The sequence below is a fragment of the Janthinobacterium fluminis genome, from assembly GCF_028595325.1.
Classification (GTDB): Bacteria; Pseudomonadota; Gammaproteobacteria; order Burkholderiales; family Burkholderiaceae_D; genus Janthinobacterium; species Janthinobacterium fluminis.
Window position 1 is genome coordinate 1 of the sequence record NZ_JAQQXR010000021.1, and the last position, 24076, is coordinate 24076.

Below are 24076 nucleotides of genomic sequence, written 5' to 3' on the forward strand. Positions count from 1 at the left end.
GCGGCCGCAGCCGGGCCCGCCGCGCCGGGCGGCGAGGCCGCCGGCGGGCCGCTGCGCAGCGCCCGCCTGGCGCGCCGCCCCGAGGTGCGCCGGGCCGGCAAGGACGAGGACGAGGACGGCGCGCCGGGGCCGGTGATGGTGCAGACGGCGCAGCCGCACCAGCAGGCCGAAGATCCGCTGGGCATGCAGCGCCCCAGCGACCGCGACGCGGCCACGGCCGCCGAGGAATTCGCCGACGCCTTGTCCGAGCTGGCGCAGGCGCGGCTGGTCAGCGCGCCCGGCCAGCCGAAGGAGGTGCTGCTGTCGGACGACCCGCCGGCGGCGGCGCCGGCGCAGCTGGCGCCCGGCGCCGCGGGCGGCGAGGGCGGGCGGCTGCGCTATCCGGAGTGGGACTGGCGCAGCCTGTCCTATGCCGGGCCGGGCGCGACGGTGTGCCTGCGGCCCGCGGCGGCGGGACCGCAGCAGTGGGTCGAGCAGACGCTGGCCGGGCGCGCGGCGACGCTGCACACGCTGCGGCGCCGCTTCGAGCTGCTGCGGGCGCAGCGCACGCGGGTGCGCCAGCAGCCCGACGGCGACGAGATCGATTTGCAGGCATGGCTGGACGGCCAGGCCGATTACCGCGCCGGCCTGCCGCTGGCGCAAGGGCTGTACCTGAGCCAGCGGCGCGCCCGGCGCGACATGGCCGTCATGCTGCTGGTCGACGTCAGCGGCTCGACCGATGGCTGGATCGCGGCGGGGCGGCGCGTCATCGACGTCGAGCGCGAGGCGCTGCTGTTCGTCTGCGTCGCGCTCGACGGCCTGGGCGAGCGCTTTTGCGTGCAGGCGTTTTCCGGCGAGGGGCCGCAGGGCGTGGTGGTGCGCAGCGTGAAGGCTTTCGACGAGGCCTACGACGGTGCCGTGGCGCGCCGCATCGCCGGCCTGGAGCCGGAGGCGTACACGCGCGCCGGCGCGGCGCTGCGCCACGCCAGCGCGCTGCTGATGGCGCAGCCGGCGGCGCACCGCCTGCTGCTGCTGCTGTCCGACGGCAAGCCGAACGACGTCGACGGCTACGCCGGCCGCTACGGCGTCGAGGACATGCGCCAGGCCGTGGCGGAGGCGCGCCTGCAAGGCATCGCGCCGTTTTGCCTGACGATAGACCGGCAGGCGGCGAACTACCTGCCGCAGGTGTTCGGGGCGCGCCAGTACGCCTTGCTGGCGCACCCCGAACTGCTGCCGACCGTGCTGCTCGACTGGCTGCGCCAGTTGATGGCGCGCTGAGGCGCGCCCCAAGACTGCCTCAGCAGCGGCTGCCGGCCAGCTTGGCCTGGCCGCCGCGCAGGGCCAGCCAGGCCGTGCAGAAAGCGGCGCTGGCCGCCGCCGTCACCCATGCGATGGGCCGCGCGCTGCCGTCCGACAGCTGGACGACGGCGCCGCCGCACAGGGTCGTGATGGCCATCTGGATGAAGAAGAACAGGCCGGAGGCGGTGCCGGCGATGGCCGCGTAGGGCTGCAGCACGGCGAACTGGCAGGCCGGGATCGCCACGCCGACCGACAGCATAATCAGCAGCATCGGCCCGACCAGGGCCGCCAGCGCCGTCGGATACAGCGTCGTGGCGGCCCACAGCAGCGCGGCGCCGGCGCCGTTGACGGCCACGGCCAGGGCGATCATGCGGTCGGCGCCGAGGCGCGGCCCGAGGCGGCGGAACAGGTTCGATCCGGCCAGGTAGCCGCTCACCGTCAGGCCGAAGACGAGGGCGTAGGCGCTGGCCGACAGGTGCAGCGAGCGCTGCAGCAGCAGCGACGACTCGGCGATGAAGGGGAAGTAGGTGCAATAGACGCAGCCGATCGCCAGCGCGTAGCGCAGGAAATAGGGATCGCCGAGCAGGCGCAGATAGATGCGCGCGGTGGCGGGCGGGCGCGCGGCGGCGGGCGCGGGCCGGGTTTCCGGCAGCAGGCCGGCGACCAGCGCGAGCATCAGCGTGGCCAGCGCCGTCAGCGTGAGGAAGACCCAGCGCCAGCCCAGCGCGGCGTCGATGACGCTGCCGATCAGCGGCGCGACGATGGGCGAGAGCGCCATCCCCATCGAGATCCGGCTCAGCATGCCGGCCTGGCTGGCCTGGTCGAAGCGGTCGCGCACCATGACGCGGCCGATCAGCGTGCCGCTGCAGCCGCCCAGCGCCTGGAACAGGCGGGCGGCGATGATGACGGGGGCCGACGTGGCGCCGGCGCAGACGGCGCTGGCCAGCAGATACAGCGCGCCGCCGGCCAGCAGCACCGGGCGGCGGCCGTAGCGGTCGGCCAGCGGCCCGCACAGCAGCATGGACAGCGCCGAGCCGGCCATATACATGGTCAGGGTCAGCTGCATCTGGGCATAGGGGGCGCGCAGCGCGTCGGCCATCGCCGGCAGCGATGGCAGATAGATATCGATGCTGATGCGCGGCAGGCACACCACCAGCAGCAGGATCGCCGTCCACGCCCACGGCGCCGGCTCGGGTTTGTCATGCATCGTTCTCTCCAGGGATAAGGTGCGACCAGCTGGGGACAGACCACGATTTTCAAGAAAACATTTCTTGAAAATCGTGGTCTGTCCCCAGCTGTGGCCGCAGAATAGGCCGTTTGTGGTTTAATGCGAAGTACCGTTTATCAACTAATCGATTGGACCACTATGGCGCGCGGCAAGGTCGCTGTCCCCCTCGACCTGCCCCGGCCGGCCGCTCTGCACGGCGCTGGCGCGGCGAAGCAGGATGGCGCCTACGCGGCTTTGCGCGACGCCATCCTCGGCCAGGTCTTGCCGGCCGGTAGCCGCTTGCCGTCGAGCCGGACGCTGGCGGCGCGCTGGCAGTTGTCGCGTGGCACGGTGGAGGCCGTCTTCGACCGCCTGCGCGCCGAAGCCTATGTGTCGCGCGCGCCCGGTTCGGGCACGCGCGTGTGCGCGCTGGTGCCCGAGCGCTTCCTGATGGCCGCCTACGACGCGCCGGCCGCGCCGCCCGCCAGCGCGGCGCCGGCCGACACGGGCGCGCGCGCCGGCCGGCCCTTCGTGGCGCGCCAGGCCGACCCGGCCCTGTTTCCCGCCTCGGCGTGGTCGCGGCACCTGGCGCGGGCGCTGGCCGGTGCCGCCGGCGGGGTGCTGTGCGCGGCCGACCCGGCTGGCTTGCCGGCCCTGCGCGCGCTCATCGCCGACTATCTGGCCAGCTACCGCGGCATTGCCTGCGGCGCCGACGCGGTCATCGTCACCACCGGCATCCGCAACGCCTTCGACCTGATCGCCCGCAGCGTGCTGCGTCCCGGCGACAAGGTGTGCATGGAGGACCCCGGCTACCAGTCGGCGCGGAAAATCTGCGCGCTGGCCGGCGCCGCCGTGGCGCTGGTGCCGGTCGGGCCGGACGGCATCGATTGCGCCGCGCTGCGCGGCCACGCCGACGCCCGCCTGGCCTATGTGACGCCGGCGCACCAGGCGCCGCTGGGTGTGACGATGTCCGTCACGCGCCGCCTCGAACTGCTGGACTGGGCCAGCGACTGCGGCGCCTGGGTCGTCGAGGACGACTATGACAGCGAATTTAATTACCAGAGCGCGCCGCTGGCCGCGCTGAAGTCGCTCGACAAGTACGGGCGCGTCATCTATTGCGGCAGCTTCAACAAGACCTTGTTCGCCGGCCTGCGCGTCGGCTTCATGGTCGTGCCGGCCGCGCTGCGCGATGTGCTGATGGCTTCGTGGCAGGCGACCGGGCGCGCGGTCGGCGTCACCGAGCAGCTGGCGCTGGCCGACTGCCTGGCCAGCGGCGCCTTTGTGCGCCACCTGCGTCTGGCGCGCCGCGCCTACCAGGAGCGCCGCGATGTCGTGCTGGCGGAGCTGGCCGCCGGCGCGCCGGGCCGCTATACGGTATCCGGGCAGCAGGCCGGTTTCCACTTCGTGCTGTGGCTGCCGCCGGATTGCGACGAGGCGGCGTTCTGCGCCCGCGCCGCCGCCTGTGGGTTGGCGCTGGAGGGCTTGCGCGATTTCAGCGGCGCGGCCCGGCTGGCGCCCGCCGTCCTCGTCGGCTTCAGCGCGTTGACCGTGGCGCAGGCGCGCTTCGGCGCGCGCCAGCTGGCCGCCTTGCTGCGCGCGCTGCCATGAGCGCGCCGTTCAAGGTGGCGATCGCGCCGCAGGGCTGGCAGTTCGAGGCCGACGCCGGCGTGCCGCTGCTGGCGGCGGCCGAGCGGGCCGGCGTGCGCCTGCCCAGCTCCTGCCGCAACGGCACTTGCCGCACCTGCCTGTGCCGCCTGCTGGAGGGCCGGGTGGGTTATGCCATCGACTGGCCCGGTGTCAGCCGCGAGGAGCGGCGCGACGGCTACATCCTGCCCTGCGTGGCGCTGGCCGAGTCCGACCTGACGCTGGAGGCGCCCGCCGCGCGCCTGATGGCGGCGCCGGCCGCCTCATCCTGAATGTGAAACAGGGCGAAAAAAAGCCCCGCAGCAGCAGGGCTGTGGCCGTGCCGGCCGCTTACTTGTAGATGCCGACGCCGAGGAAGACCTCGCCGTGCCGCTCGACATAGGTGGATTTCTCTTCGATGGTGTTGCTCACCGAATTGAGCCACTTATAGTTGACCCAGCCCTTGCCGGCCGCGCTGTTGGCCACCTTGATGAAGTCCTTGACGAAATAGACGCCGTCGGCCGAGCGCAGTTCCAGCATGTTCTTGCCGACGATCTTGGCGTTCTGGCCGTGCGCCAGCGCCAGGCCGTCGCCGTTGGTGCGCAGCATGAAGACGTACAGGTCGCCCTTGACGAAGGGGCCGCGCGGATTGTTGATGGCGGCGATGGTCTTGTCCTGGCCGTTCTCCTTCAAGTAGGCGCCGGCCTTCTTGACCATGGCCACCGCCTCGTCGGCCGTGCCTTTTTGTTGTGCGAGGGCGGCGCCGCCCAGGCTCAGCGCGAACAGGGCGGTCATCAGGCGGACAAAAATGTGTTTCATGCGTGCGTCTCCAAACAGTGCGGGGTGGCTGCCCGGGTAAAGTTGCCTAAAGTCACTATAGCAAGCAATGGAATACGAGTCAATTTTTACAAAATTGCAATGTATTTCGTATCACGTCCCCTTGCCGCCACGGCGCAGGCGCTGCAGCAGGGCATCGGCGCTGTCGCTCAGGGGCAGGCCATGCTGGCGCAGCAGTTGCACATTGAGCACGAGGTTTTCCAGCACCAGCTTGGCGGCCACGGCCAGCAGCGCCAGGTTGCGGTCTTCCGCGGTGAAACCTTGCATCGCATCGGCCATCTCGCACAGGTGGTTGGCGATTAGGCCGCGCAATTCCTTGTCGTCGAAGGGCAGGTCGGCGAAGTCGATCGGGTCGGCCAGCTCCACTTCCTGCATCAGGGTTTCGAGTTGTTGTGGGGTAATCGACATCGAGCGGCTCCGGTTGTTCAGTCAGCCCCATTTTATGGCAAAGCGGCGCGGCCGCGAGGCCGATTCGCGTTAGAATTTGTCTACCCGCGGCGCAGTCGAGGACGGTATGGCGCAACTGAATTTCACGCAGCAACTGGCGCGTTTCATGGACCTGCCCCAGGTCGTGACGGACGCGCGGCAGTTGCGCGCCGGCCTGGAGGCGGCCTTCGCCGCCCAGCCGCGGCTGCGCGGCTACGTGCTCGACGACCAGGGCCACCTGCGCGCCAACGTCGTCATTTTCATTGACGGCGTGCGCGCGCGCGAGCGCATCCTGTTGGACGATCCGCTGGGGGCGGACAGTAAGGTGTACATCCTGCAAGCACTCTCTGGAGGCTAGTCATGAGCGAATGCGCTTACCTTGGCACCCGCAAGGGCCTGTTTGAACTGAGCATCGACCCCGGCCATTGGCACTTGAAGGCCCTGCATTTCCTCGGCGACCCCGTGTCGATGCTGCTGGCGGACCGGCGCGACGGCGCGCTGTACACGGCGCTGAACCTGGGCCACTTCGGCGCCAAGCTGTACCGGCGCGACGCCGGCGCCGCCGACTGGACGGAAATCGCCGCGCCGGCCTATCCGCCCAAGCCCGAGGACAGCGCCGACCCGTTCGACTGGACGCTGCGCATGATCTGGTCGCTGGCCGCCGGCGGTCCGGACGAGCCGGGCGTGCTGTGGGCCGGCACCCTGCCGGGCGGCCTGTTCCGTTCGGCCGACCGCGGCGCCTCGTGGCAACTGGTGGAGTCTTTGTGGAACGCACCGCAGCGCGCCCAATGGTTCGGCGGCGGCTACGACGTGCCCGGCATCCACAGCATCTGCGTCGACCCGCGCGACAGCCGCAAGGTGCTCGTCGGCGTGTCCTGCGGCGGGGTCTGGCGCACGGCCGACGGCGGCGCCAGCTGGAGCTTGAGCGCGCACGGCATGCGCGCCGACTACATGCCGCCGGAACAGGACGAGAACGAGGCCGTGCAAGACCCGCACCGCATCGTCCGCGCCGACGGCACGCCCGAGCGGCTGTGGTGCCAGCACCACAACGGCATCTGGCGCTCCGGCAACGGCGGCGCCCGCTGGGACGAGGTGGCCGACGTGCCGCTGTCGAATTTCGGCTTCGCCGTGGCCGTGCACCCGCGCGACGGCGACACGGCCTGGTTCGCGCCGGCCAAGACCGACACGCTGCGCATCCCGGTGGACGCGGCGCTGGCCGTCACCCGCACCAACGACGGCGGCAAGACGTTTTCGCTGTTCCGCAGCGGCTTGCCGCAGGAGCACTGCTATGATTTGGTGTACCGCCACGGCCTGGCGGTGGCCGACGATGGCCGCACCCTGGTGATGGGCTCGACCACGGGCGGCTTGTGGCTGTCGGCGAATGGCGGCGAGCACTGGCAGACGGTGTCGACCACGCTGCCGCCCGTGTATGTCGTGTGCTTCGCCTAGCGCGGTCGTATCGCGGCAGCGCGCGCCGGCTGGCCTATCTGGATGCCGGGCTATCCAGATAGGGTGGGGAGGCGTTGACATGGCCGACGTCGAAGAATCGGTCGTATTCGCCGGATTTGTCGATGTCGCCAATGCCAAACTGCCGTGATGCGTCCGGCATTCCTTGTGTCGAATGTACGGCGCAACCGTCATAGCACACCCAGAAGTTTCCGCTTCTGTAGCGCATTCCCAAGGTCAGTATCGGCAGGTCGAGTAAGTAGGAAACCATCGGCGGCGCGTATTCCGGGTCGAGCTTGTGCTTGGCCGCATGGATGTTGCCGACCAGTAGGAGCAGGAGCGCGCCTGGACGTTGCCGAAGTTTCGCTCTGACGTTCAAGGCCATTTGCTGGTCGCGGCTTGCCTCCTGCTGCTGGCGGGCGCGGCGTTTCGCTGCGACGCCGTCGAAGGCGAACAGTTCGATGTTCGCACCGGCGGCCTTCATGCGGCGTATGTGTCCGATCAAGCCCATCATCGCCGCGCTGGAGCGGCCGTCCTCGCCGCGCCAGAACACGTTGCTGTCGGCGGCGAACTGGCGCTGCGGGATGGCGCCGCGCACGTAAGATGACAAGGGCGCCTGGATGGCGACAGGCGCCTCGATGCCGAGCACAACGCGGCGGCGGCTGGCAAGCGCATGGCAGGCTAGCGCCTGCATGAAATCCTGAGCCTGCATGGTGCCATGTACCTCGCCCAGTACGACGATGCGCGTGCGCGCGAAATCGATACGTTCGAGGTTCTCGATGCCGCGCCCGCATCCGGGCACGGATGCGTGTGACAGGCCGGTGTATACAACCAGCAGCAAGCCCAGCGCGATAGCGGTTTTTGAAATCACTATTTTCATAGAACGATGCGAACGGTGTTTAGGCAGGAGCGGATGACGCCCCTGTGCTGCAAAGCCTAGGATAGGGCGTAATAGGCCAGGAACATGTCGACGGCCGTCTCGATGACGTTGTGTTGCTCCGCCGCGTCCAGCGCCGGCTGGCCCAGCGTGACCTGGGGCCAGAAGGCGAAGGTTTTCAGCTGCCCCTGCAGCAGGTGCGAGATGAATTGCGGATCGCCCGGCTTCAGGCGGCCGTCCTGCTGCGCGGCGCTGATCCAGTTGGTCAGGCCGCTGCCCTTTTCGCTCACTTGCGCCACCATTTCCTGCGCCCGCTCGGGCGAGTGGATGGTTTCGGCGATCGCCACCCGCGCCAGGTCGAGGAAGTTGGCGTCGGTGAGCATGGCCATTTTTTGCCTCAGCAATGCCAGCAACTGCCCGCGCAGCGGCGCGCCCGCGTCGTAGGGCAGGGCCGGCTGCGCCGCGCTGTTGTCCCACAGCCGCGCCAGGATTTCGGCGAACAACTGGTCCTTGCTGGGGAAGTGGTTGTACACCGTGCGTTTCGACACGGCCGCCGTGGCGGCGATCTTGTCCATGCTGGTCGCCTCGAAGCCGTGGGCGCGGAACTCGGCGATGGCGGCGTCGACGATGGCCAGGCGCTTGCGGTCGGTCAGGCGTTGCGGTGAGGACATGGGAGACAGTCTGCGGTCGGGGAAAACCTATTTTACACCCAGTGGTTTACTTTGCTGAAAATAGGAACTACACTGTGTAGTGTATATTCACCACAGGCCCGCCATGCTTGCCATTTTTCGCCTCAGCCTTTTTCTGGGAGTCTTGACCGCCATGAACTATTCCACCGCAGCCGACGCCGGCAGCGTTGCCGCGACGCCGGCGTCGCAGCAACGCGACGGCAAATTCCGCAACGCGGCGCCGCGCCACCAACTGGGTTGGATGCGCTCGCTGAAACTGATGGTGACGTTTCTGTTCAACAAGCCCGCGAACACGGTGCCGGCCGCGCCCATCCCCGTGCAGGCGCTGAGCCGGGCGCAATTGCTGGCCGCGCCGGACGCCAGCCTGTTCCGCCTCGGCCATTCGACGCTCTTGCTCAAGCTGAACGGCCAGTTCTGGCTGACGGACCCGGTGTTTTCCCAGCGCGCCTCGCCGCTGCAGTGGGCCGGGCCGAAGCGCTTCCACCAGCCGCCCATCGGCATCGCCGAGCTGCCGCCGATCAAGGGCGTGATCTTGTCGCACGACCATTACGACCACCTCGACTACGCCGCCATCCTGCAATTGGCGGCCAAGACCGAGCACTTCATCGCGCCGCTGGGCGTGGGCGACACCCTGGTCGCCTGGGGCGTGCCGGCGGCCAAGGTGCGCCAGCTCGATTGGTGGCAATCGACGACGATAGCCGACGTTCAGCTCGTGGCGACGCCGTCCCAGCACTTTTCCGGCCGCGGCCTGCTCGACGGCAACAAGACCCTGTGGGCGTCCTGGGTCATCGCCGCGCCCGGCCTGAAGCTGTTTTTCAGCGGCGATTCCGGCTATTTCGACGGCTTCCGCGCCATCGGCGAGCGCTACGGCCCCTTCGACGTGACGCTGCTGGAAACGGGCGCCTACGACGCGCAATGGCCGGACGTGCACATGCAGCCCGAGGAAACCATGCAGGCCCATGTGGACTTGAGGGGGAAATGGCTGCTGCCCGTGCACAACGGCACCTTCGACCTGGGCTTGCACGCGTGGCACGAGCCGTTCGACCGCATCGTCGCGCTGGCGGCGCAGCGCGGCGTCGCCATCACGACGCCGGAAATGGGCCAGGCCGTCAATCTGCGCCAGCCGGACCCGGGCCGGCCGTGGTGGTTGCCGCTGGCCGCGCGGTAAGACTAGGCCATGACGTTGATCAAGCCGCCTATGCTTTGACCGCGGCTGTTCAACTGGGCTTGCGGCTGCGCGGCCGGCGCCGGGGCGGCGGGCAGCGTCTTGATCGTCCGTTCGATGCGCAGCGGCGCGGCGGCCGGTTGCGCGGCCGGCGTCGCCTGCCGGGCCTGCCGGCTGTCTTCCTGGGTCTGGCTGAGCCGCTCGCGGCTGCGGCTCAGTTCGGTGCGGCTTTGCTCCAGGCGCTCGCTGTCTTGCTGCACCTGGGACTGGCCCTGCTGCACCTTGCGCTGGGCCACGGCAATCGAAGCTTGTAAGTTGAAGGACGTTGCGGAAACCACGGTCATCACCCCTATCCGATAGGCAGGTCCGAAATCGATATGCCGGGCATAGATGGGCCTGGGCATCCGCAGACATGCTGTTGCTAAGAGTAGGACAAAATGTGCCAGGACGCCAGAAAAAAGTGTTTCTTGATAAGGGAAACGGCGGCGGCGGCCTGCCAGGGCATGGCTGCGCCGCCACAGCCGCCCGCCGCCGCGGCGGCGTCCGCCGGTCCGTCTATTTGCGCGGATAACGTTGTTTTTTTTAAAAAAGTCGGCCGGATGGAAGACGGCCGGGGCTGGCGAGTCGGCTATAATCGGCAGCCTGAGAGGCGTTTATATCGTTTACGCCCTCCATTTAGACTTTTTTCAAATGAATCTGAAGAGCCTCGCAATCGCACTCGGTATGTCGAAGACGACAGTAAGCCGCGCCTTGAACGGCTATCCGGAAGTGAATTGCCGCACCCGGGAGCGGGTGCTGGCGGCCGCCAAGGAAGTCGGTTACGAAGCCAATCCGATGGCGCGCAGCCTGGCCGTGGGGCGCTCGAACGTGGCCGGCATCATCTATCCCATGCTGCCGACCGACCTGGGCGATTCGATGTTCCTCGGCGTCGTGGCCGGCATGTCCGAGGCGCTGGAGGCGTCGAAGATGAACCTGATCATCGCCCCCGTGTCGCCGCAAAACGAGCAACCCTCGTATGAGCAGATGGTGCGCGGCAAGCGCGTGGACGGTTTGCTGGTCGGGCGCACGCTGGTGCGCGACGAGCGCATCGCCTACCTGAGCCGGACCGGCTTTCCCTTCGTCACGCACGGCCGCACCGACAGCGACACGCCCTACGCCTGGTTCGACTACGACAACGAGGCCGGCATCCGCCTCGCGGTCGAACGCCTGCTGGGCCTGGGCCACCAGCGCATCGCCCTGATCAGCGCGCCGCTGGAATTGAACTTCGCGCGCCAGCGCAAGGACGGCTTCGTGGGCGCGATGGCGGCGGCGGGCCTGGGCATCGACCCGCGCTACCTGATCGACAACACGCTGGACCGGCGCACCGGCTACCAGGCGATGCAGCAATTGCTGGCCAGTTCGCCGCGGCCGTCCGCCGTCATCGTCGACAACCACCTGTCCGGCGTCGGCGCCGTGCGCGCGCTGCTCGACGCCGGCATCGACATCGGCAAGGACATGTCGGTGATCGTCTGGGGCAGCGTCGAGGACACCCTGATCGGCTCGAACGTGACGACGATCGACCAGCCGGAACCGCGCCTGGCCGGCGCCAAGATGATCGAAATGCTGCTGGCGCTGCTGCGCGGCACGCCGCCGGCGCAGCTGCAGGTGCTGTGGCAGCCTATCCTGCTGCCGGGCGTGACCGTCGGCGTCTGCGCGCACCGGGTCTGAGGCCGGCCCTTACATATTGCGGCGGTACTGGCCGCCGACCTCGAACAGCGTGGCGGTGATCTGCCCCAGCGAGCACACGCGCACCGCCTCCATCAGGCGGGCGAAGACGTTGTCGTTGTCGATGGCCGCCTGCTGCAGCGCGGCCAGCGCGGCCGGCGCGGCGCCGGCGTGGCGCTGGTGGAATTCCGCCAGGCGCGTCAGCTGCGACTGCTTTTCATCGTCGGTGGAGCGGGCCAGCTCGATCTTTTGCGGCGCCTCGTTGGCCTTCGGGTTGCGGAAGGTGTTGACGCCGATGATGGGCAGGCTGCCGTCGTGCTTCTGGTGCTCGTACAGCATCGACTCTTCCTGGATCTTGCCGCGCTGGTAGCCCGTTTCCATCGCCCCCAGCACGCCGCCGCGCTCGGCGATGCGCTCGAATTCCTGCAGCACCGCCTCTTCGACCAGATCGGTCAGCTCGTCGATGATGAAGGAGCCCTGGTTCGGGTTTTCGTTCTTCGCCAGCCCCCATTCGCGGTTGATGATCAGCTGGATCGCCAGCGCGCGGCGCACCGATTCGTCGGTTGGCGTGGTGATCGCCTCGTCGTAGGCGTTGGTGTGCAGGCTGTTGCAGTTGTCGTAGATGGCGATCAGCGCCTGCAGCGTGGTGCGGATGTCGTTGAAGTCGATTTCCTGGGCGTGCAGCGAGCGCCCCGAGGTCTGCACGTGGTACTTCAGCTTCTGGCTGCGGTCGTTGGCGCCGTATTTGTCGCGCATGGCGATGGCCCACAGGCGCCGCGCCACCCGGCCCAGCACCGTGTATTCCGGGTCCATGCCGTTGCTGAAGAAGAAGGACAGATTCGGCGCGAAGTCGTCGATGTGCATGCCGCGCGCCAGGTAGGCTTCGACGAAGGTGAAGCCGTTCGACAGCGTGAACGCCAGTTGCGAGATGGGGTTCGCGCCCGCCTCGGCGATGTGGTAGCCGGAGATCGACACCGAGTAGAAGTTGCGCACCTCGTGGTGGACGAAGTATTCCTGGATGTCGCCCATGACTTTCAGCGAGAACTCGGTCGAGAAGATGCAGGTGTTCTGGCCCTGGTCCTCCTTGAGGATGTCGGCCTGCACCGTGCCGCGCACGTTTTGCAGCACCCAGGCGCGGATTTTCGCCGCCTCGTCGGCGCTCGGCTGGCGCTGGTTCTCGGCGACGAATTTGTCGAGCTGCTGGTCGATGGCGGTGTTCATGAACATCGCCAGTATCGTCGGCGCGGGGCCGTTGATGGTCATCGACACGGAGGTGCTCGGGCTGCACAGGTTGAAGCCGTCGTACAGCACCTTCATGTCGTCCAGCGTGGCGATCGACACGCCGGAGTTGCCGACCTTGCCGTAGATGTCGGGGCGCTCGGCCGGGTCGGCGCCGTACAGCGTGACGGAGTCGAAGGCGGTCGACAGGCGCTTCGCGTCCATGCCGGTCGACACCAGCTTGAAGCGGCGGTTGGTGCGGAAGGCGTCGCCCTCGCCGGCGAACATGCGGGTCGGGTCCTCGCCCTCGCGCTTGAAGGCGAACACGCCGGCCGAGAAGGGGAAGGAGCCGGGCACGTTCTCCAGCATCAGGAAGCGCAGGATTTCGCCGTGGTCCTGGTATTTCGGCAGCGCCACCTTGCGGATCTTGGTGCCGGACAGGGTGTGCTGGACCAGCCGCGTGCGGATTTCCTTGTCGCGGATTTTGACGACGTAATCGTCGCCGGCGTAGGCCGCCTGCATGTCGGGCCACATCGCCAGCAGCTTCTTCGAGTTGGCGTCGAGGGCGTGCTCGCGCTCGGTGATCAGCTCGTCGAAGTCGAGCACCGCCTTGTTGGCGGCGGCCAGCATGCGCTTCGACTCCGTCAGTTGCTGGCGTTCGCGCGCCAGCACCACCTGCTTGCCGGTGAATTTGTGGTAGCCGCGCACGGTGTCGGCGATTTCGGCCAGGTAGCGGCTGCGCGCGGCCGGCACGATGACGTGCTTGGCGCTGGAGTGCTTGGCGGCCACCGGCGGCAGCTTGCCCGGGCCGGTCCGCAGGCCGAACTGCCGCAGCGCCGGCAGCAGGCCGTGGTACAGCGCGGTGACGCCGTCGTCGTTGAAGCGCGACGCCTGGGTGCCGTAGACCGGCATCTCGTCGGGGCGCTTGCTCCACAGCTCGCGGTTGCGCTGGTACTGCTTGCCGACGTCGCGCAGCGCGTCGAGCGAGCCCTTGCGGTCGAATTTGTTGATGGCGATGAAGTCGGCGAAATCGAGCATGTCGATTTTTTCCAGCTGCGTGGCGGCGCCGAATTCCGGCGTCATCACGTACATGCTGACGTCGACGTGCGGCACGATGGCGGCGTCGCCCTGGCCGATGCCGGAGGTTTCGATGATGACCAGGTCGAAGCCGGCCACCTTGCAGGCGGCGATGACGTCGGGCAGCGCCTGGGAGATTTCCGAGCCGGCCTCGCGGGTGGCGAGCGAGCGCATGAACACGCGCGCCTTGCCGGCGCCCCAGGGGCTGATGGCGTTCATGCGGATGCGGTCGCCCAGCAGCGCGCCGCCGGATTTGCGCCGCGACGGGTCGATCGAGATGATGGCGATGTTCAGGGCGTCGCCCTGGTCGAGGCGGACGCGGCGTATCAGCTCGTCCGTCAGCGAGGACTTGCCGGCGCCGCCGGTGCCGGTGATGCCCAGCGCCGGCACCTTCAGCGCGGCGGCGGCGGCCAGCAGTTCGGCGCGCAGGCCGGGCGCGGCTTTGTCGTTTTCCAGCGCCGTGATCAGCTGGGCCAGCGGCCGGTGGCGCTCCGTGATGTCGCCCTCGCGCAGCGGCGCCAGCGTCGTCGGCGAGTAGCTCGACAGGTCGATGTCGCACATTTGCACCATCGACTGGATCATCCCGACCAGGCCCATGCGCTGGCCGTCCTCCGGGCTGAAGATGCGCGTCACGCCGTAGGCGTGCAGGTCGGCGATCTCGTCGGGCACGATGACGCCGCCGCCGCCGCCGAACACCTTGATGTGGGCGCCGCCGCGCTGTTTCAGCAGGTCGATCATGTACTTGAAGTATTCGACGTGGCCGCCCTGGTAGCTGGAGATGGCGATGCCCTGCACGTCCTCGGCCAGCGCCGCCGTCACCACCTCGTCGACCGAGCGGTTGTGGCCCAGGTGGACCACTTCGACGCCGTTCGACTGCAGGATGCGGCGCATGATGTTGATCGACGCGTCATGGCCGTCGAACAGCGAGGCGGCGGTGACGAAGCGCACCTTGTTGGCCAGTTTCGGCTGCTCGGGCGCGGCGGCGGGGAGGATGGCGTTGGAAAGGTCGTTCATGATGTCCTTGGAATGGGCGCGATCTGAGTCGTTGTAAGTTATATGACGTTAACGTAAACGTCAAGATAAACCCAAGCGGCGGCGGCGTGTCCCGGCTTGCCGATTCATTACTGCAGGAATCGGCAAGCCGGGGCGGCGGGCTTAGGCGGCGTGCTGGTGGTCGCCGCCGGCCAGCGCCGCCAGCAGGCGCGCCTGGTCGGCGTGGAAGGCGGCCACGGCCTTCTCCTTGACGTGGCCGAAGCCGCGGATTTTTTCCGGCAGGCTGGCCAGCTCGACCGCCAGCCCGTGGTTGTCGGCGTTCAGCCGGGCCAGCAGGGCTTCGACCGTTTGCCGGTACTCGCCGATCAGCGCGCGCTCCATCTTGCGCTCGGCCGTGTAGCCGAAGATGTCGAAGGCGCCGCCGCGCAGGCCCTTGGCCTTGGCCAGCAGCTGGAAGGCGCGCCACATCCACGAGCCGAATTCGGCTTTGACGAGGTGGCCCTGGGCGTCCTTTTTCGAGAACAGCGGCGGCGCCAGGTTGAATTTCAGCGTGAAGTCGCCCTCGAATTGCTGCTGCAGCTGCGCGACGAAGCGGCCGTCCGTGTACAGGCGCGCCACCTCGTACTCGTCCTTGTAGGCCATCAGCTTGAAGTAGGACTTGGCGACGGCCGTCGACAGCTTGTTGCCCAGCGCCAGGCCGGACTCGGCCGCGCGCACGCGCCCGACCAGCTCCTCGTAGGTGGCCGCGTAGGCGGCGTTCTGGTAGGCCGTCAGGAAGTCGGCGCGCTTCTTGACGAGCGTTTCCAGGCTTTGCGGCATCTGCACGACGATGGCCTGGGTCGGCGTGGCGATTTTTTCGACGCGCTTCAGGTCGACGGCGGCGCGGCGGCCCCACAGGAAGCTTTTCTTGTTCGAGGCGATGCCGACGCCGTTCAATTCGATGGCGCGCAGCAGCGCCGCCTCCGTCAGCGGGATGCGCCCCTTTTGCCAGGCGTAGCCGAGCATGAACAGGTTGGCGGCGATCGAGTCGCCCATCAGCGCCGTCGCCAGTTTGGTGGCGTCGATGAAGTCGGCGCTGTTGTGGACGGCGGCGCCGACCGATTCGGCGATCAGCGCGCGCACTTCCTGCGTCGGGTATTGCCAGTCGGCGTTCTGGGCGAAGGTGCCGGGCGGCTGCTCGTGCAGGTTGACGACGGCCATGGTGCGGCCCGGGCGCATCTTCGAGATCGCGTCCTGGGCGCCGGCCGTCAGCATGTCGCAGCCGAGCACCAGGTCGGCCTCGCCGGTGGCGATGCGCTGGGCGCGCAGGTGGGCCGGCGACTTGGCGACCTTGACGTGCGAGGTGACGGAGCCGTTTTTCTGCGACATGCCGGTCATGTCCAGCACGGAGGCGCCCTTGCCTTCGAGGTGGGCGGCCATGCCCATCAGCGCGCCGACGGTGATGACGCCGGTGCCGCCGATGCCGTTGATGAGGATGTTGTAGGGCGCGTCGCAGGCCGGCAGCACGGGCTCCGGCAGGGCGCCGAAGCCGTCGTCGGCGTTGTCTTTGGAAACGCCGGTCTTGGTTTTCTTCAGCGCGCCGCCCTCGACGGTGACGAAGCTCGGGCAGAAGCCCTTGACGCAGGAATAGTCCTTGTTGCAGGACGACTGGTCGATGCTGCGCTTGCGGCCGAATTCCGTTTCCTTCGGCAGGATCGAGGTGCAGTTCGACTGGATGCCGCAGTCGCCGCAGCCCTCGCAGACGGCCTCGTTGATGACCATGCGCTTGGCCGGGTCGGGGAACTCGCCTTTTTTCCGGCGCCGGCGCTTCTCGGCCGCGCAGGTCTGGTCGTAGATCAGCACGGACACGCCCTTGACCTCGCGCAGCTCGCGCTGGACGGCGTCCATGTCCTTGCGGTCGTGCAGCGTCAGGTGGGCCGGCAGGCCGCTGCGGTCGCTGTAGCGGCTCAGGTCCTCCGTCACCAGGGCGATGCGGCGGATGCCCTCGGCGGCCATCTGCTGCGCCATCAGCGGCACGGTGATCTGGCCGTCGACCGGCTGGCCGCCCGTCATCGCCACCGCGTCGTTGTAGAGGATCTTGTAGGTCATGTTGACGTTGGCCGCCAGCGCGGCGCGGATCGCCAGGTAGCCGGAGTGGAAATAGGTGCCGTCGCCGAGGTTCTGGAACACGTGCGGAAGCGACGAGAACGCGGCCTGGCCTATCCACGGCGCGCCTTCGCCGCCCATGTGGGTGGTGAGTTTGTTCATTTCCGGGTAAATCGAGGTGGCCATCACGTGGCAGCCGATGCCGGCCAGCGCCAGGCTGCCGTCGGGCACCTTGGTCGAGGTGTTGTGCGGGCAGCCGGAGCAGTAGAAGGCGGGGCGGAAGGGCGTGTTGACGGCCTTTTTCAGCACGGCGTCCTTGGCGTCGAGGAAGCTCAGGCGCGCCTTGATCAGGTCGCAGGTGACGGCGTCGGTGATCAGGCGCGCGACGCGGCTGGCGATCACCCGCGCCACCTGCGAGACGGAGAAGTCGGCCTTCGAGGTCAGCAGCCACTCGCCGCGCGGCGCCACCCACTCGCCCTTTTCGTCGAATTTGCCGATGACGCGGGGACGCACGTCGTCGCGCCAGTTGTATAACTGCTCCTTCAGCTGGTATTCGACGATCTGGCGCTTTTCCTCGACGACGAGGATTTCGTCGAGGCCCTGGGCGAACTCGCGCACGCTGTCCGGCTCCAGCGGCCAGGGCATGGCCACCTTGAACAGGCGCAGGCCGACGTCGGCGGCCATGTTCTCGTCGATGCCCAGCTCCTCCAGCGCTTCGAGGACGTCGAGGTAGGACTTGCCGGAGGCGATGATGCCCAGCTTGGCGTTCGGGCTGTCGATGGTGGTGTGGTTCAGCTTGTTCTCGCGGGCATAGGCGAGGGCCGCGTAGATCTTGTAGTCCTGCATCAGCGCTTCCTGGTTGCGCGCCTGCTGGCCCAGCGGAATGCTGGACAGGCGCGCGTTCAGGCCGCCCTCGGGCATGACGAAGTCCTGCGGGATCTTCACCACGACGCGGTGCGGGTCGGCGTCGACGGAGGCGCTGGACTCGACCGTGTCGGCCAGCGCCTTGAAGGCGACGGTGCAGCCGGAAAAGCGCGACATGGCCCAGCCGTGGATGCCCAGGTCCAGGTATTCCTGCACATTGCAGGGGTAGAGCACGGGGATCATCGAGGCCGAGAACAGGTGGTCGGACTGGTGCGGCAGCGTCGACGAGTAGGCGCCGTGGTCGTCGCCGGCCACCAGCAGCACGCCGCCCAGCTTGGCGGTGCCGGCGTGGTTCATGTGCTTGAAGACGTCGCCGCAGCGGTCCACGCCCGGACCCTTGCCGTACCACATGGCGAAGACGCCGTCGTACTTGGCCGGGCCGATCAGGTCGACCTGTTGCGAGCCCCAGACGGCCGTCGCGGCCAGGTCTTCGTTGACGCCGGGGACGAACTGGACGTGGTGGGCTTCCAGGTGGGCCTTGGCCTTCCACAGCGTCTCGTCGAGGCCGCCGAGCGGCGAGCCGCGGTAGCCGGAGATGAAGCCGGCCGTGTTCAGGCCGGCGGCCTGGTCGCGCTGGCGCTGCATCATCGGCAGGCGCACCAGGGCTTGGATACCGGACAGGAAGACGGCGCCCGAGGTGGCCGTGTACTTGTCGTCGAGGCTGACCGTGGTCAGGCGGGAAGGGGGGCTGCCGGCGTGGGTGTCCAACGCTGCGGGTGGCGTTGCCGTGGTATCTGCCATGGTGTGCTCCAAAAGGGTCTTTCAGATCGCGCCTGGCCGCGGGCGCGCCGGGTAAGGCGCTGGACGGTCAGGCGATGCGGCCGCTGAGTGAACGGCTATGCAGGTATTTTAGGCTGAACAATGCGCTGCAGCGCGAGTGTAAAACTATCGTCGCGCGGGCGGAAATAGGGTTTGCGGATGGGGGTATAAGAAAAAGTGATGGCTGCCGCGCCGCCATTATTGTGGCTTATGCCCAGGCTTAAGCCGGGAGCTTCACGGCGCCAGCGCGCGCGCGCCCAGCCAGCTGCCGCTGGCGCACAGCTGCGCGCTCACCTGCTGCACGAGGCGGCCGACGGCCGCCGCCGCGTTCGTCAGCGGGATGCTCTTCGAGGCGCACAGCACGACCGTGCGCGACAGCGGCGGGTCGTACAGCGCGTGGGTGCGCAGGGTGCCCCGTTCGACCTCGGCCAGCAGCGGCGCCACCGGCAGGATGGTGGCGCCCATGTCGGCCAGGATGGCCGACTTCAGGATGGCGATCGAGTTGATCTCGATCACATTGCCGACCGTCAAGCCGGCGGCCCGCGCCACGCTTTCGATGCGCGGGCGCACGCCGTGCTGCAGGCCGGGCAGGATCAGCGGCGCCGCCAGCGCCTGTTTCAGGCTGATCGCATGCTGGCCGCGCAGGTAGGGCGCGTCGGCGCGGCAGATGAAGCGCATGTCTTCCTCGACCAGGGCGGTGGTGGTAAACGGGGTCAGCTGGCCGTCGTCGAACAGCAGCGCCAGGTTGACGCGGCCGGCCTTGAGCTGCTCGGCCAGGTTGCCGGTCAATTCCTCGGTCAATTGCAGGCTGATTTCCGGGTAGTCGGCGCGCGCCGCCGTCAGCAGCGGCAGCGCCAGCGCGCCCGAGATGCTGTGCGGCAAGCCCAGCGTGACGCTGCCCGAGGGCCGCGTGGCCGACTGCGTGACGGCCGACTTGGCGTCGGCCACCTGCTTCAGGATGGCCTGGGCGTGGGCGTAGAAGATCTTGCCGGCGTCGGTGCTGAGCACGCCCTGGGCCGAGCGGTGCAGCAGTTGCGCGCCCAGCTCCTCTTCGAGCTGGCGCAACTGCTGGGTCAGCGCCGGCTGGGCCACGTGCAGCACCAGCGCCGCCTTCGACAGCGAGCCGTGGTCGGCGATGGCAACAAAGTAGCGGAGTTGGCGCAATTCCATAGAGCGCCATTCTAGCGGCTGCCTGGGGACAGACCACGATTTTCAAGAAATTATTTCTTGAAAATCGTGGTCTGTCCCCGGCTAGAAGAATTCTGCCGTGTCGTTCGAGGCGACGGCGTGCAGGCAGCCGCTGTCGAGCAGCTCATCGTAGTGGCAGGCGCGGTTGCGGCCGTGGCTTTTCGCGTAGTACAGGGCCTGGTCGGCGCGGCCGAGGATGATGACGGGCGCCTCGACGGCGTTGAGGGCGACGAAGCCGACGCTGACGGTGACCCGGCCCACTTGCGGGAAGTCGTGGCCGGCGACGTTGCTGCGGAAGCGGTCGATGATCTTGTGGGCGTTGGCCAGCGTGATCGAGCGCAGCAGCACGACGAATTCCTCGCCGCCGAAGCGGAAGATGCGGTCCTGGGCGCGGAACGACGATTGCAGCAGGTTGGCGATGAGGATCAGCACTTCGTCGCCGTACAGGTGGCCGAATTTGTCGTTGACGAGCTTGAAGTGGTCGACGTCGACCACGGCCAGCCACTGCTGCTCGCTGTCGGGGGCCTGGCGGCGCTCTTCCTCGCCGGGCAGGGCCAGGCCGCCGCGGCCGCCGTGGCCGTGCAGGATCTTGGCCAGCTGGTCGTCGAAGGTCTTGCGGTTGAGCAGGCCCGTCAGCGAGTCGCGCTCGCTGTAGTCGAGCAGGTTCTGGAAATTCTTGTAGACGCTGACGATGCCGCCGATGACGTGGATGGTGGCGTCCGAGTACGGCGTGGGATTGGTGATTTCCAGGCAGGTGTCGGCCTTGTCGCCGATCCAGATGGGCAGCCACAGCAGGTGGCGGCCGTCGGCGCCGACCAGGTCGGCGCTGGCCTCGTGGCGGGCCAGGCAGGCGGCCAGCGCCGGGTAGGCCGACAGCGGCTCGCCCGGCAGGGCCGGGTCCGGATATTCCTCCATGCGCGCCACGCCGCCGGCGCTGATGACGGCGCGGGCGCGCACGAACACCTGGCCGCGCACCGTGTTCAGCGCCAATACCCGGGTTTGCGCCGCCGCGGCCAGTTCCTGCACCGCCGAGATCACCGAAATGTCGAGCATCGCGTGGTCGCGGTGGCCGGTCATGTCGACCATGTGTTTAAGTAGGGAATCCATTGTCGTTCTCTGGCAAGTAATCGCACGCGCATTGCGCCGGGCGGGAACGCTGCGCGCCCGTGCCGGCCTACATTCTCAGAGCAAGGCGCACTTTGCCGCCTAGCGGGATGCCTTTCCAAAGAACAGCTAGGCAGGATAATAGCTTTTTGCCTAATAGGCAATTCCAGTGTGAATTTTTTCACACAATTATGAGCAAATCGGGGTCGGCGGCGGCGCGCGGCCGGCAAAGCGCCGTCCGGCGCGCTTATTTGCGAAAGAATGATTTCCACATGGAAAACTTGTCGCACGTCAATTTGTTGGATCGTGGAAATACTATAGTGGTTTCAATGGCGCAGGACTTGAAGTCGGGAAATAAATTTGCGGGCCAGCCGCGCGGTTTTCCGGCCGGCGCCAGGGTCACTTTTTGATTCATTCATTTGGGAGTCAGTCATGCATACCTTTATTTCCGCACTAAGAAACTTCGGCCGCGACGAAGACGGCATCACCGCCATTGAATATGGCTTGATCGCCGCGCTCATGGCGGCCGCCATCGGCGCCATGATCGCCGCCGTGGTCGGCACCGATTCCACGGGCCTGAAGGGGGTGTTCAACGAAATCGCCACCGCCTTGAACGGCGCCATGGCCTGAAGCAAACGCTTTCCGTCCGCGGGGGCGGCCGGGAAGCGTTTTTTTTGCCGCGGAGGTCGTCATGTCTCTCCCTGTCCTGCAAGACCTTGTGCTGCTGTGTTTCGTCGCGCTGGCCGCCGCCACCGATTTGGCCGTGCGCAAAATCCCCAATCTGCTGGTGCTGGGCGGTCTGGCCGCCGCCCTCGGTTTGCAACTGTTGCCGGGGGCTTCGACGCTGGCCTGGCTGGGCGGCGCCCTGACGGGTTTGCTGCTGTTGCTGCCCTTGTATCTGCTGCGCGGCATGGCCGCCGGCGACGTCAAGCTGATGGCCATGGTCGGCGCCTTCACCGGCCCGTTGCTGGCGCTGCAGATTGCCGGCGCCACCTGCCTGATCGGCGGCCTGATGGCGCTGCTGATCGTGTGCTGGCGCGGCTGCCTGTACGAGGCCGCCGGCAACGTCCGCGCCTTGCTGGCGCGGGGCCGCCGCGGCGCCGCGCCGGCGCCGGCCGCCGCCAGCGTCGGCGGCATGCCCTACGGCGTCGCCATCGCGCTGGCCACCGCGCTGCTGGTGTGGTGGTCGCGCTGCTGAGCCGCTTGCGAAAATGCATTTTTTGCTTTGTATCAAGGGCCGTGCCGGCACCGCTCGATAAAATGAATTCCTCACTTTGCACCTGGCCCGCGGGCGCCTTCCGGCCCGCCGTATCCGACAAGGAGAAGGCGCATGACTGATTTGCTAAGCCAGCCCTTTGCCGCCGAGGCGGACGGCGGCGCGCTGTTGCCGGCGCAGCCGAAGAGCGTGCGCGAGACGGGCCTGGAGCAGCAGTTGATCGTCGAGCTGATCGCCAAGGCGGTTTTCCTCGCCGGCAAATGCCACCTGCCGGTGCTGTCGACCCGGCTGCGCCTGTCGATCAATGTCTTGCGCGAGGTGCTGGCCTTCATGGTCGGCGAGCAGTTGCTGGAGGTGGCCTGGCGCGGCGACTCCGACATCGACGTGCAGTACCAGTTGACGGCGCCGGGCAAGCAGCGCGCCGCCGCGTATCTGGAGCGCTGCGCCTACGTCGGGCCGGCGCCGGTGACGCTGGAGGCGTATTGCGCGCAGCTGGAGCGGCAGTCGTGGCGCCGGCCGGGGCGCCAGCGCGTCGGCGCCGCCGAGATCGGCGCCGTCTTCGGCGAGGACCGCCTGGACCCCGGCGTGCTGGCCCTGCTCGGCGCGGCCATGTATTCGGGCCGCTCGATGCTGCTGTACGGGCCTTCCGGCGGCGGCAAGACGACGCTGGCGAAAAAGCTCGGCGCGCTGCTGCAGGGCCACGTCGCCGTGCCCTACGCCGTCGTCGCCGGCCACGAAATCATCCGCCTCCACGACCCGCTGCTGCACCTGGCGCCGGCGGAGCCGGCGCGCCAGGCCGGCGAGCGGCGCAGCGGCGACACCCGCTGGGCGCTGTGCCAGCGTCCGCTGATCGAGGTCGGCGCCGAGCTGGGCGCCGACATGCTCGACCTGCGCCACGACGGCGGCGGCGGCTGCTACCAGGCGCCGCCGCACCTGAAGGCGAACAACGGCATCCTCGTCATCGACGACCTGGGGCGCCAGCGCATTGACGCGCGCACGCTGCTGAACCGCTTCATGCAACCGCTCGACCTCGGGCTGGACCAGTTGACGCTGCGCGGCGGCCACAAGTTCAGCCTGCCCTTCGACGTCGTGCTGGTGTTCGCCACCAACCTGGCGCCGCGGGCGCTGCTCGACGAGTCGCTGCTGCGCCGCCTCGGCTACCAGATCCACGTCGGCGCGCTCAGCGCGGCCAATTACCGGGCGCTGCTGCGCCAGCAGTGCCGCGCCGCCGGCCTGGCCTGCGACGAGGCGGCCGCCGACTATCTGGTCGAGCAGTTGCACGGCGCCAGCGGGCGGCCGCTGCTGGCCAGTTATCCGCGCGAGCTGCTGGGGCGCATCCGCGACTTCGCCGGCTGCGCCGGCCAGGCGCCGCGGCTGAGTCCGGCCGCGCTGGAGCAAGCCTGGCACAGCATGTTCGCCGCCTGCGCCGCCGCGCCGGCCGCCGCCGCCGCCGCCGAGGCCGACCCCGGCAACCAGTTCGAGACCATCGTATGAAAAACGGCCGCGCATTGCTGATCATGGCGCTGGCCGTGCTGCTGGGCCTGGGCGCCGTCGCGCTGGCCTCGCGCTGGTTGCTGCGCCAGGGCGCCGGCGGCACCAGCAAGCTGGCCGCCGCCGCCGCCGACGTCAACCTGGGCCAGCGTTTGACGCCGGAGTTGATCAAGCTGATCGACTGGCCGGCCGACAGCCTGCCGAAGGGCGCCGTGCACGACCCGCTCAAGCTGAGCGGGCGGGTGCTGAAAAGCAGCGTGCTGCGCGGCGAGCCGCTGACCGAGGCGAAGCTGGCGCCGGCCGGCACCGTCGGCGGCCTGTCGGCGCTGATCACCGAGGGCCGGCGCGCCATCACGGTGCGCGTCAACGACGTCGTCGGCGTGGCCGGCTTCGCGCTGCCCGGCAATTACGTCGACATCATCGTCCACACCCAGCGCGAGGCCGCGACGGCGGCCGCGCACGACCAGAACATCTCGAAAATCGTGCTCGAACGGATACTCGTGCTGGCCGTCGCCCAGGAGGTGGGGCGCGACGAAACCAAGCCGCGCGTGGTCAACGCCGTGACGCTGGAGGTGACGCCGGCGCAGGCCGAAAACCTCGACCTGGCGCGCAGCGTCGGCACGCTGTCGCTGGTGCTGCGCAACCAGATCGACCCGGCGCCCGGCGTGACGGGCGGCGCCACCAAGCTGACGCTGCTGGGTCTGGAGGCGGCCGCCGCGCCGCCGCCCGCCGCCGCCACGGCGGCGCCGCCCGCGCCGCCGCCGGCGCC

General features: G+C 68.3%; 21 protein-coding genes. 11 read left to right on the forward strand and 10 right to left on the reverse strand.

Annotated features, from left to right (window positions below):
• Nucleotides 1–1257: nitric oxide reductase activation protein NorD (locus tag OIK44_RS25105; RefSeq protein ID WP_273674922.1), on the forward strand; the 1257-nt coding region annotated here is incomplete at its 5' end.
• Nucleotides 1258–1276: 19 nt separating this feature from the next.
• Here OIK44_RS25105 and OIK44_RS25110 read toward each other — a convergent pair.
• Nucleotides 1277–2485 (reverse strand): multidrug effflux MFS transporter, encoded by a 1209-nt coding sequence (locus OIK44_RS25110; RefSeq protein WP_273674923.1) that lies wholly within the window; start codon nucleotides 2483–2485, stop codon nucleotides 1277–1279.
• 159 nt (nucleotides 2486–2644) lie between these two features.
• On the opposite strand from OIK44_RS25110, the gene pdxR reads away from it, so the two are divergent.
• On the forward strand, nucleotides 2645–4093 hold the full coding sequence (pdxR, locus tag OIK44_RS25115) for a MocR-like pyridoxine biosynthesis transcription factor PdxR (protein WP_273674925.1): 1449 nt from the start codon (nucleotides 2645–2647) through the stop codon (nucleotides 4091–4093).
• Nucleotides 4090–4401, forward strand: a complete 312-nt coding sequence (locus OIK44_RS25120) for a 2Fe-2S iron-sulfur cluster-binding protein (RefSeq protein ID WP_273674927.1) — start codon at nucleotides 4090–4092, stop codon at nucleotides 4399–4401. The genes pdxR and OIK44_RS25120 overlap by 4 nt, the downstream gene beginning before the upstream one ends.
• A 58-nt stretch (nucleotides 4402–4459) precedes the next feature.
• On the opposite strand, the gene OIK44_RS25125 is transcribed toward OIK44_RS25120, so the two are convergent.
• Both OIK44_RS25125 and OIK44_RS25130 read right to left on the reverse strand, forming a co-directional pair.
• On the reverse strand, nucleotides 4460–4927 hold the full coding sequence (locus tag OIK44_RS25125) for a cache domain-containing protein (RefSeq protein WP_273674928.1): 468 nt from the start codon (nucleotides 4925–4927) through the stop codon (nucleotides 4460–4462).
• Nucleotides 4928–5038: 111 nt separating this feature from the next.
• Complete coding sequence (locus tag OIK44_RS25130) at nucleotides 5039–5353, reverse strand: hypothetical protein (protein WP_273674930.1); 315 nt, start codon at nucleotides 5351–5353, stop codon at nucleotides 5039–5041.
• A gap of 106 nt (nucleotides 5354–5459) precedes the next feature.
• Here OIK44_RS25130 and OIK44_RS25135 point away from each other — a divergent pair, with 106 nt between their 5' ends.
• Together OIK44_RS25135 and OIK44_RS25140 are read left to right on the forward strand one after the other, a co-directional pair.
• Nucleotides 5460–5729, forward strand: a complete 270-nt coding sequence (locus OIK44_RS25135) for a MoaD/ThiS family protein (RefSeq protein ID WP_273674932.1) — start codon at nucleotides 5460–5462, stop codon at nucleotides 5727–5729.
• Nucleotides 5730–5731: 2 nt separating this feature from the next.
• The gene (locus tag OIK44_RS25140) at nucleotides 5732–6820 is read left to right on the forward strand and encodes a WD40/YVTN/BNR-like repeat-containing protein (RefSeq protein ID WP_273674933.1); all 1089 of its coding nucleotides are present in this window, start codon (nucleotides 5732–5734) and stop codon (nucleotides 6818–6820) included.
• 34 nt (nucleotides 6821–6854) lie between these two features.
• Here the strand turns inward: OIK44_RS25140 and OIK44_RS25145 are convergent, their stop codons facing one another.
• Both OIK44_RS25145 and OIK44_RS25150 read right to left on the reverse strand, forming a co-directional pair.
• Nucleotides 6855–7697 (reverse strand): hypothetical protein, encoded by an 843-nt coding sequence (locus OIK44_RS25145; protein ID WP_273674935.1) that lies wholly within the window; start codon nucleotides 7695–7697, stop codon nucleotides 6855–6857.
• 56 nt (nucleotides 7698–7753) lie between these two features.
• Complete coding sequence (locus OIK44_RS25150; protein ID WP_273674937.1) at nucleotides 7754–8365, reverse strand: TetR/AcrR family transcriptional regulator; 612 nt, start codon at nucleotides 8363–8365, stop codon at nucleotides 7754–7756.
• A gap of 151 nt (nucleotides 8366–8516) precedes the next feature.
• Here OIK44_RS25150 and OIK44_RS25155 point away from each other — a divergent pair, with 151 nt between their 5' ends.
• Nucleotides 8517–9551, forward strand: coding sequence for an MBL fold metallo-hydrolase (locus OIK44_RS25155; RefSeq protein ID WP_273674939.1), 1035 nt, complete (start codon nucleotides 8517–8519; stop codon nucleotides 9549–9551).
• Nucleotides 9552–9553: 2 nt separating this feature from the next.
• Here OIK44_RS25155 and OIK44_RS25160 read toward each other — a convergent pair whose 3' ends face one another.
• Nucleotides 9554–9892 (reverse strand): hypothetical protein, encoded by a 339-nt coding sequence (locus tag OIK44_RS25160; protein WP_273674941.1) that lies wholly within the window; start codon nucleotides 9890–9892, stop codon nucleotides 9554–9556.
• Nucleotides 9893–10238: 346 nt separating this feature from the next.
• On the opposite strand from OIK44_RS25160, the gene OIK44_RS25165 reads away from it, so the two are divergent.
• A complete protein-coding gene (locus OIK44_RS25165; protein ID WP_273674942.1) occupies nucleotides 10239–11255 on the forward strand; it encodes a substrate-binding domain-containing protein in 1017 nt (338 codons plus the stop codon).
• Nucleotides 11256–11264: 9 nt separating this feature from the next.
• Here OIK44_RS25165 and icmF read toward each other — a convergent pair whose 3' ends face one another.
• The 4 genes from icmF to OIK44_RS25185 all read right to left on the reverse strand — a co-directional run bounded on the left by icmF (nucleotide 11265) and on the right by OIK44_RS25185 (nucleotide 20603).
• Nucleotides 11265–14561, reverse strand: a complete 3297-nt coding sequence (gene icmF / locus OIK44_RS25170) for a fused isobutyryl-CoA mutase/GTPase IcmF (protein WP_273674944.1) — start codon at nucleotides 14559–14561, stop codon at nucleotides 11265–11267.
• Nucleotides 14562–14702: 141 nt separating this feature from the next.
• On the reverse strand, nucleotides 14703–18290 hold the full coding sequence (locus OIK44_RS25175; protein ID WP_273674945.1) for an indolepyruvate ferredoxin oxidoreductase family protein: 3588 nt from the start codon (nucleotides 18288–18290) through the stop codon (nucleotides 14703–14705).
• 252 nt (nucleotides 18291–18542) lie between these two features.
• Nucleotides 18543–19478 (reverse strand): LysR substrate-binding domain-containing protein, encoded by a 936-nt coding sequence (locus tag OIK44_RS25180; RefSeq protein ID WP_273674946.1) that lies wholly within the window; start codon nucleotides 19476–19478, stop codon nucleotides 18543–18545.
• Between the two features lie 81 nt (nucleotides 19479–19559).
• The gene (locus OIK44_RS25185; protein WP_273674948.1) at nucleotides 19560–20603 is read right to left on the reverse strand and encodes a GGDEF domain-containing protein; all 1044 of its coding nucleotides are present in this window, start codon (nucleotides 20601–20603) and stop codon (nucleotides 19560–19562) included.
• Between the two features lie 429 nt (nucleotides 20604–21032).
• On the opposite strand from OIK44_RS25185, the gene OIK44_RS25190 reads away from it, so the two are divergent.
• From OIK44_RS25190 to cpaB, 4 genes are all read left to right on the forward strand, one after another.
• Nucleotides 21033–21230 carry a Flp family type IVb pilin gene (locus tag OIK44_RS25190; protein WP_273674950.1) on the forward strand — a complete coding sequence of 66 codons (198 nt, stop codon included), beginning with the start codon at nucleotides 21033–21035 and terminating at the stop codon, nucleotides 21228–21230.
• Nucleotides 21231–21291: 61 nt separating this feature from the next.
• Nucleotides 21292–21798 carry a prepilin peptidase gene (locus OIK44_RS25195; protein ID WP_273674951.1) on the forward strand — a complete coding sequence of 169 codons (507 nt, stop codon included), beginning with the start codon at nucleotides 21292–21294 and terminating at the stop codon, nucleotides 21796–21798.
• A 132-nt stretch (nucleotides 21799–21930) separates the two neighbouring features.
• Nucleotides 21931–23310 carry an ATP-binding protein gene (locus OIK44_RS25200; protein WP_273674952.1) on the forward strand — a complete coding sequence of 460 codons (1380 nt, stop codon included), beginning with the start codon at nucleotides 21931–21933 and terminating at the stop codon, nucleotides 23308–23310.
• The coding region (cpaB, locus tag OIK44_RS25205; protein WP_273674954.1) for a Flp pilus assembly protein CpaB at nucleotides 23307–24076 on the forward strand (770 nt) is incomplete at its 3' end. The genes OIK44_RS25200 and cpaB, both read left to right, overlap by 4 nt.

Coding starts and splice junctions, on each gene's coding strand:
- OIK44_RS25150 (WP_273674937.1), bottom strand. CDS start 8,365: ATGTCCTCACCGCAACGCCTGACCGACCGCAAGCGCCTGGCCATCGTC.
- OIK44_RS25120 (WP_273674927.1), top strand. CDS start 4,090: ATGAGCGCGCCGTTCAAGGTGGCGATCGCGCCGCAGGGCTGGCAGTTC.
- icmF (WP_273674944.1), bottom strand. CDS start 14,561: ATGAACGACCTTTCCAACGCCATCCTCCCCGCCGCCGCGCCCGAGCAG.
- OIK44_RS25130 (WP_273674930.1), bottom strand. CDS start 5,353: ATGTCGATTACCCCACAACAACTCGAAACCCTGATGCAGGAAGTGGAG.
- OIK44_RS25200 (WP_273674952.1), top strand. CDS start 21,931: ATGACTGATTTGCTAAGCCAGCCCTTTGCCGCCGAGGCGGACGGCGGC.
- OIK44_RS25195 (WP_273674951.1), top strand. CDS start 21,292: ATGTCTCTCCCTGTCCTGCAAGACCTTGTGCTGCTGTGTTTCGTCGCG.
- OIK44_RS25145 (WP_273674935.1), bottom strand. CDS start 7,697: ATGAAAATAGTGATTTCAAAAACCGCTATCGCGCTGGGCTTGCTGCTG.
- OIK44_RS25175 (WP_273674945.1), bottom strand. CDS start 18,290: ATGGCAGATACCACGGCAACGCCACCCGCAGCGTTGGACACCCACGCC.
- OIK44_RS25160 (WP_273674941.1), bottom strand. CDS start 9,892: ATGACCGTGGTTTCCGCAACGTCCTTCAACTTACAAGCTTCGATTGCC.
- OIK44_RS25180 (WP_273674946.1), bottom strand. CDS start 19,478: ATGGAATTGCGCCAACTCCGCTACTTTGTTGCCATCGCCGACCACGGC.
- OIK44_RS25140 (WP_273674933.1), top strand. CDS start 5,732: ATGAGCGAATGCGCTTACCTTGGCACCCGCAAGGGCCTGTTTGAACTG.
- OIK44_RS25190 (WP_273674950.1), top strand. CDS start 21,033: ATGCATACCTTTATTTCCGCACTAAGAAACTTCGGCCGCGACGAAGAC.
- OIK44_RS25185 (WP_273674948.1), bottom strand. CDS start 20,603: ATGGATTCCCTACTTAAACACATGGTCGACATGACCGGCCACCGCGAC.
- OIK44_RS25125 (WP_273674928.1), bottom strand. CDS start 4,927: ATGAAACACATTTTTGTCCGCCTGATGACCGCCCTGTTCGCGCTGAGC.
- OIK44_RS25155 (WP_273674939.1), top strand. CDS start 8,517: ATGAACTATTCCACCGCAGCCGACGCCGGCAGCGTTGCCGCGACGCCG.
- OIK44_RS25135 (WP_273674932.1), top strand. CDS start 5,460: ATGGCGCAACTGAATTTCACGCAGCAACTGGCGCGTTTCATGGACCTG.
- pdxR (WP_273674925.1), top strand. CDS start 2,645: ATGGCGCGCGGCAAGGTCGCTGTCCCCCTCGACCTGCCCCGGCCGGCC.
- OIK44_RS25165 (WP_273674942.1), top strand. CDS start 10,239: ATGAATCTGAAGAGCCTCGCAATCGCACTCGGTATGTCGAAGACGACA.
- OIK44_RS25110 (WP_273674923.1), bottom strand. CDS start 2,485: ATGCATGACAAACCCGAGCCGGCGCCGTGGGCGTGGACGGCGATCCTG.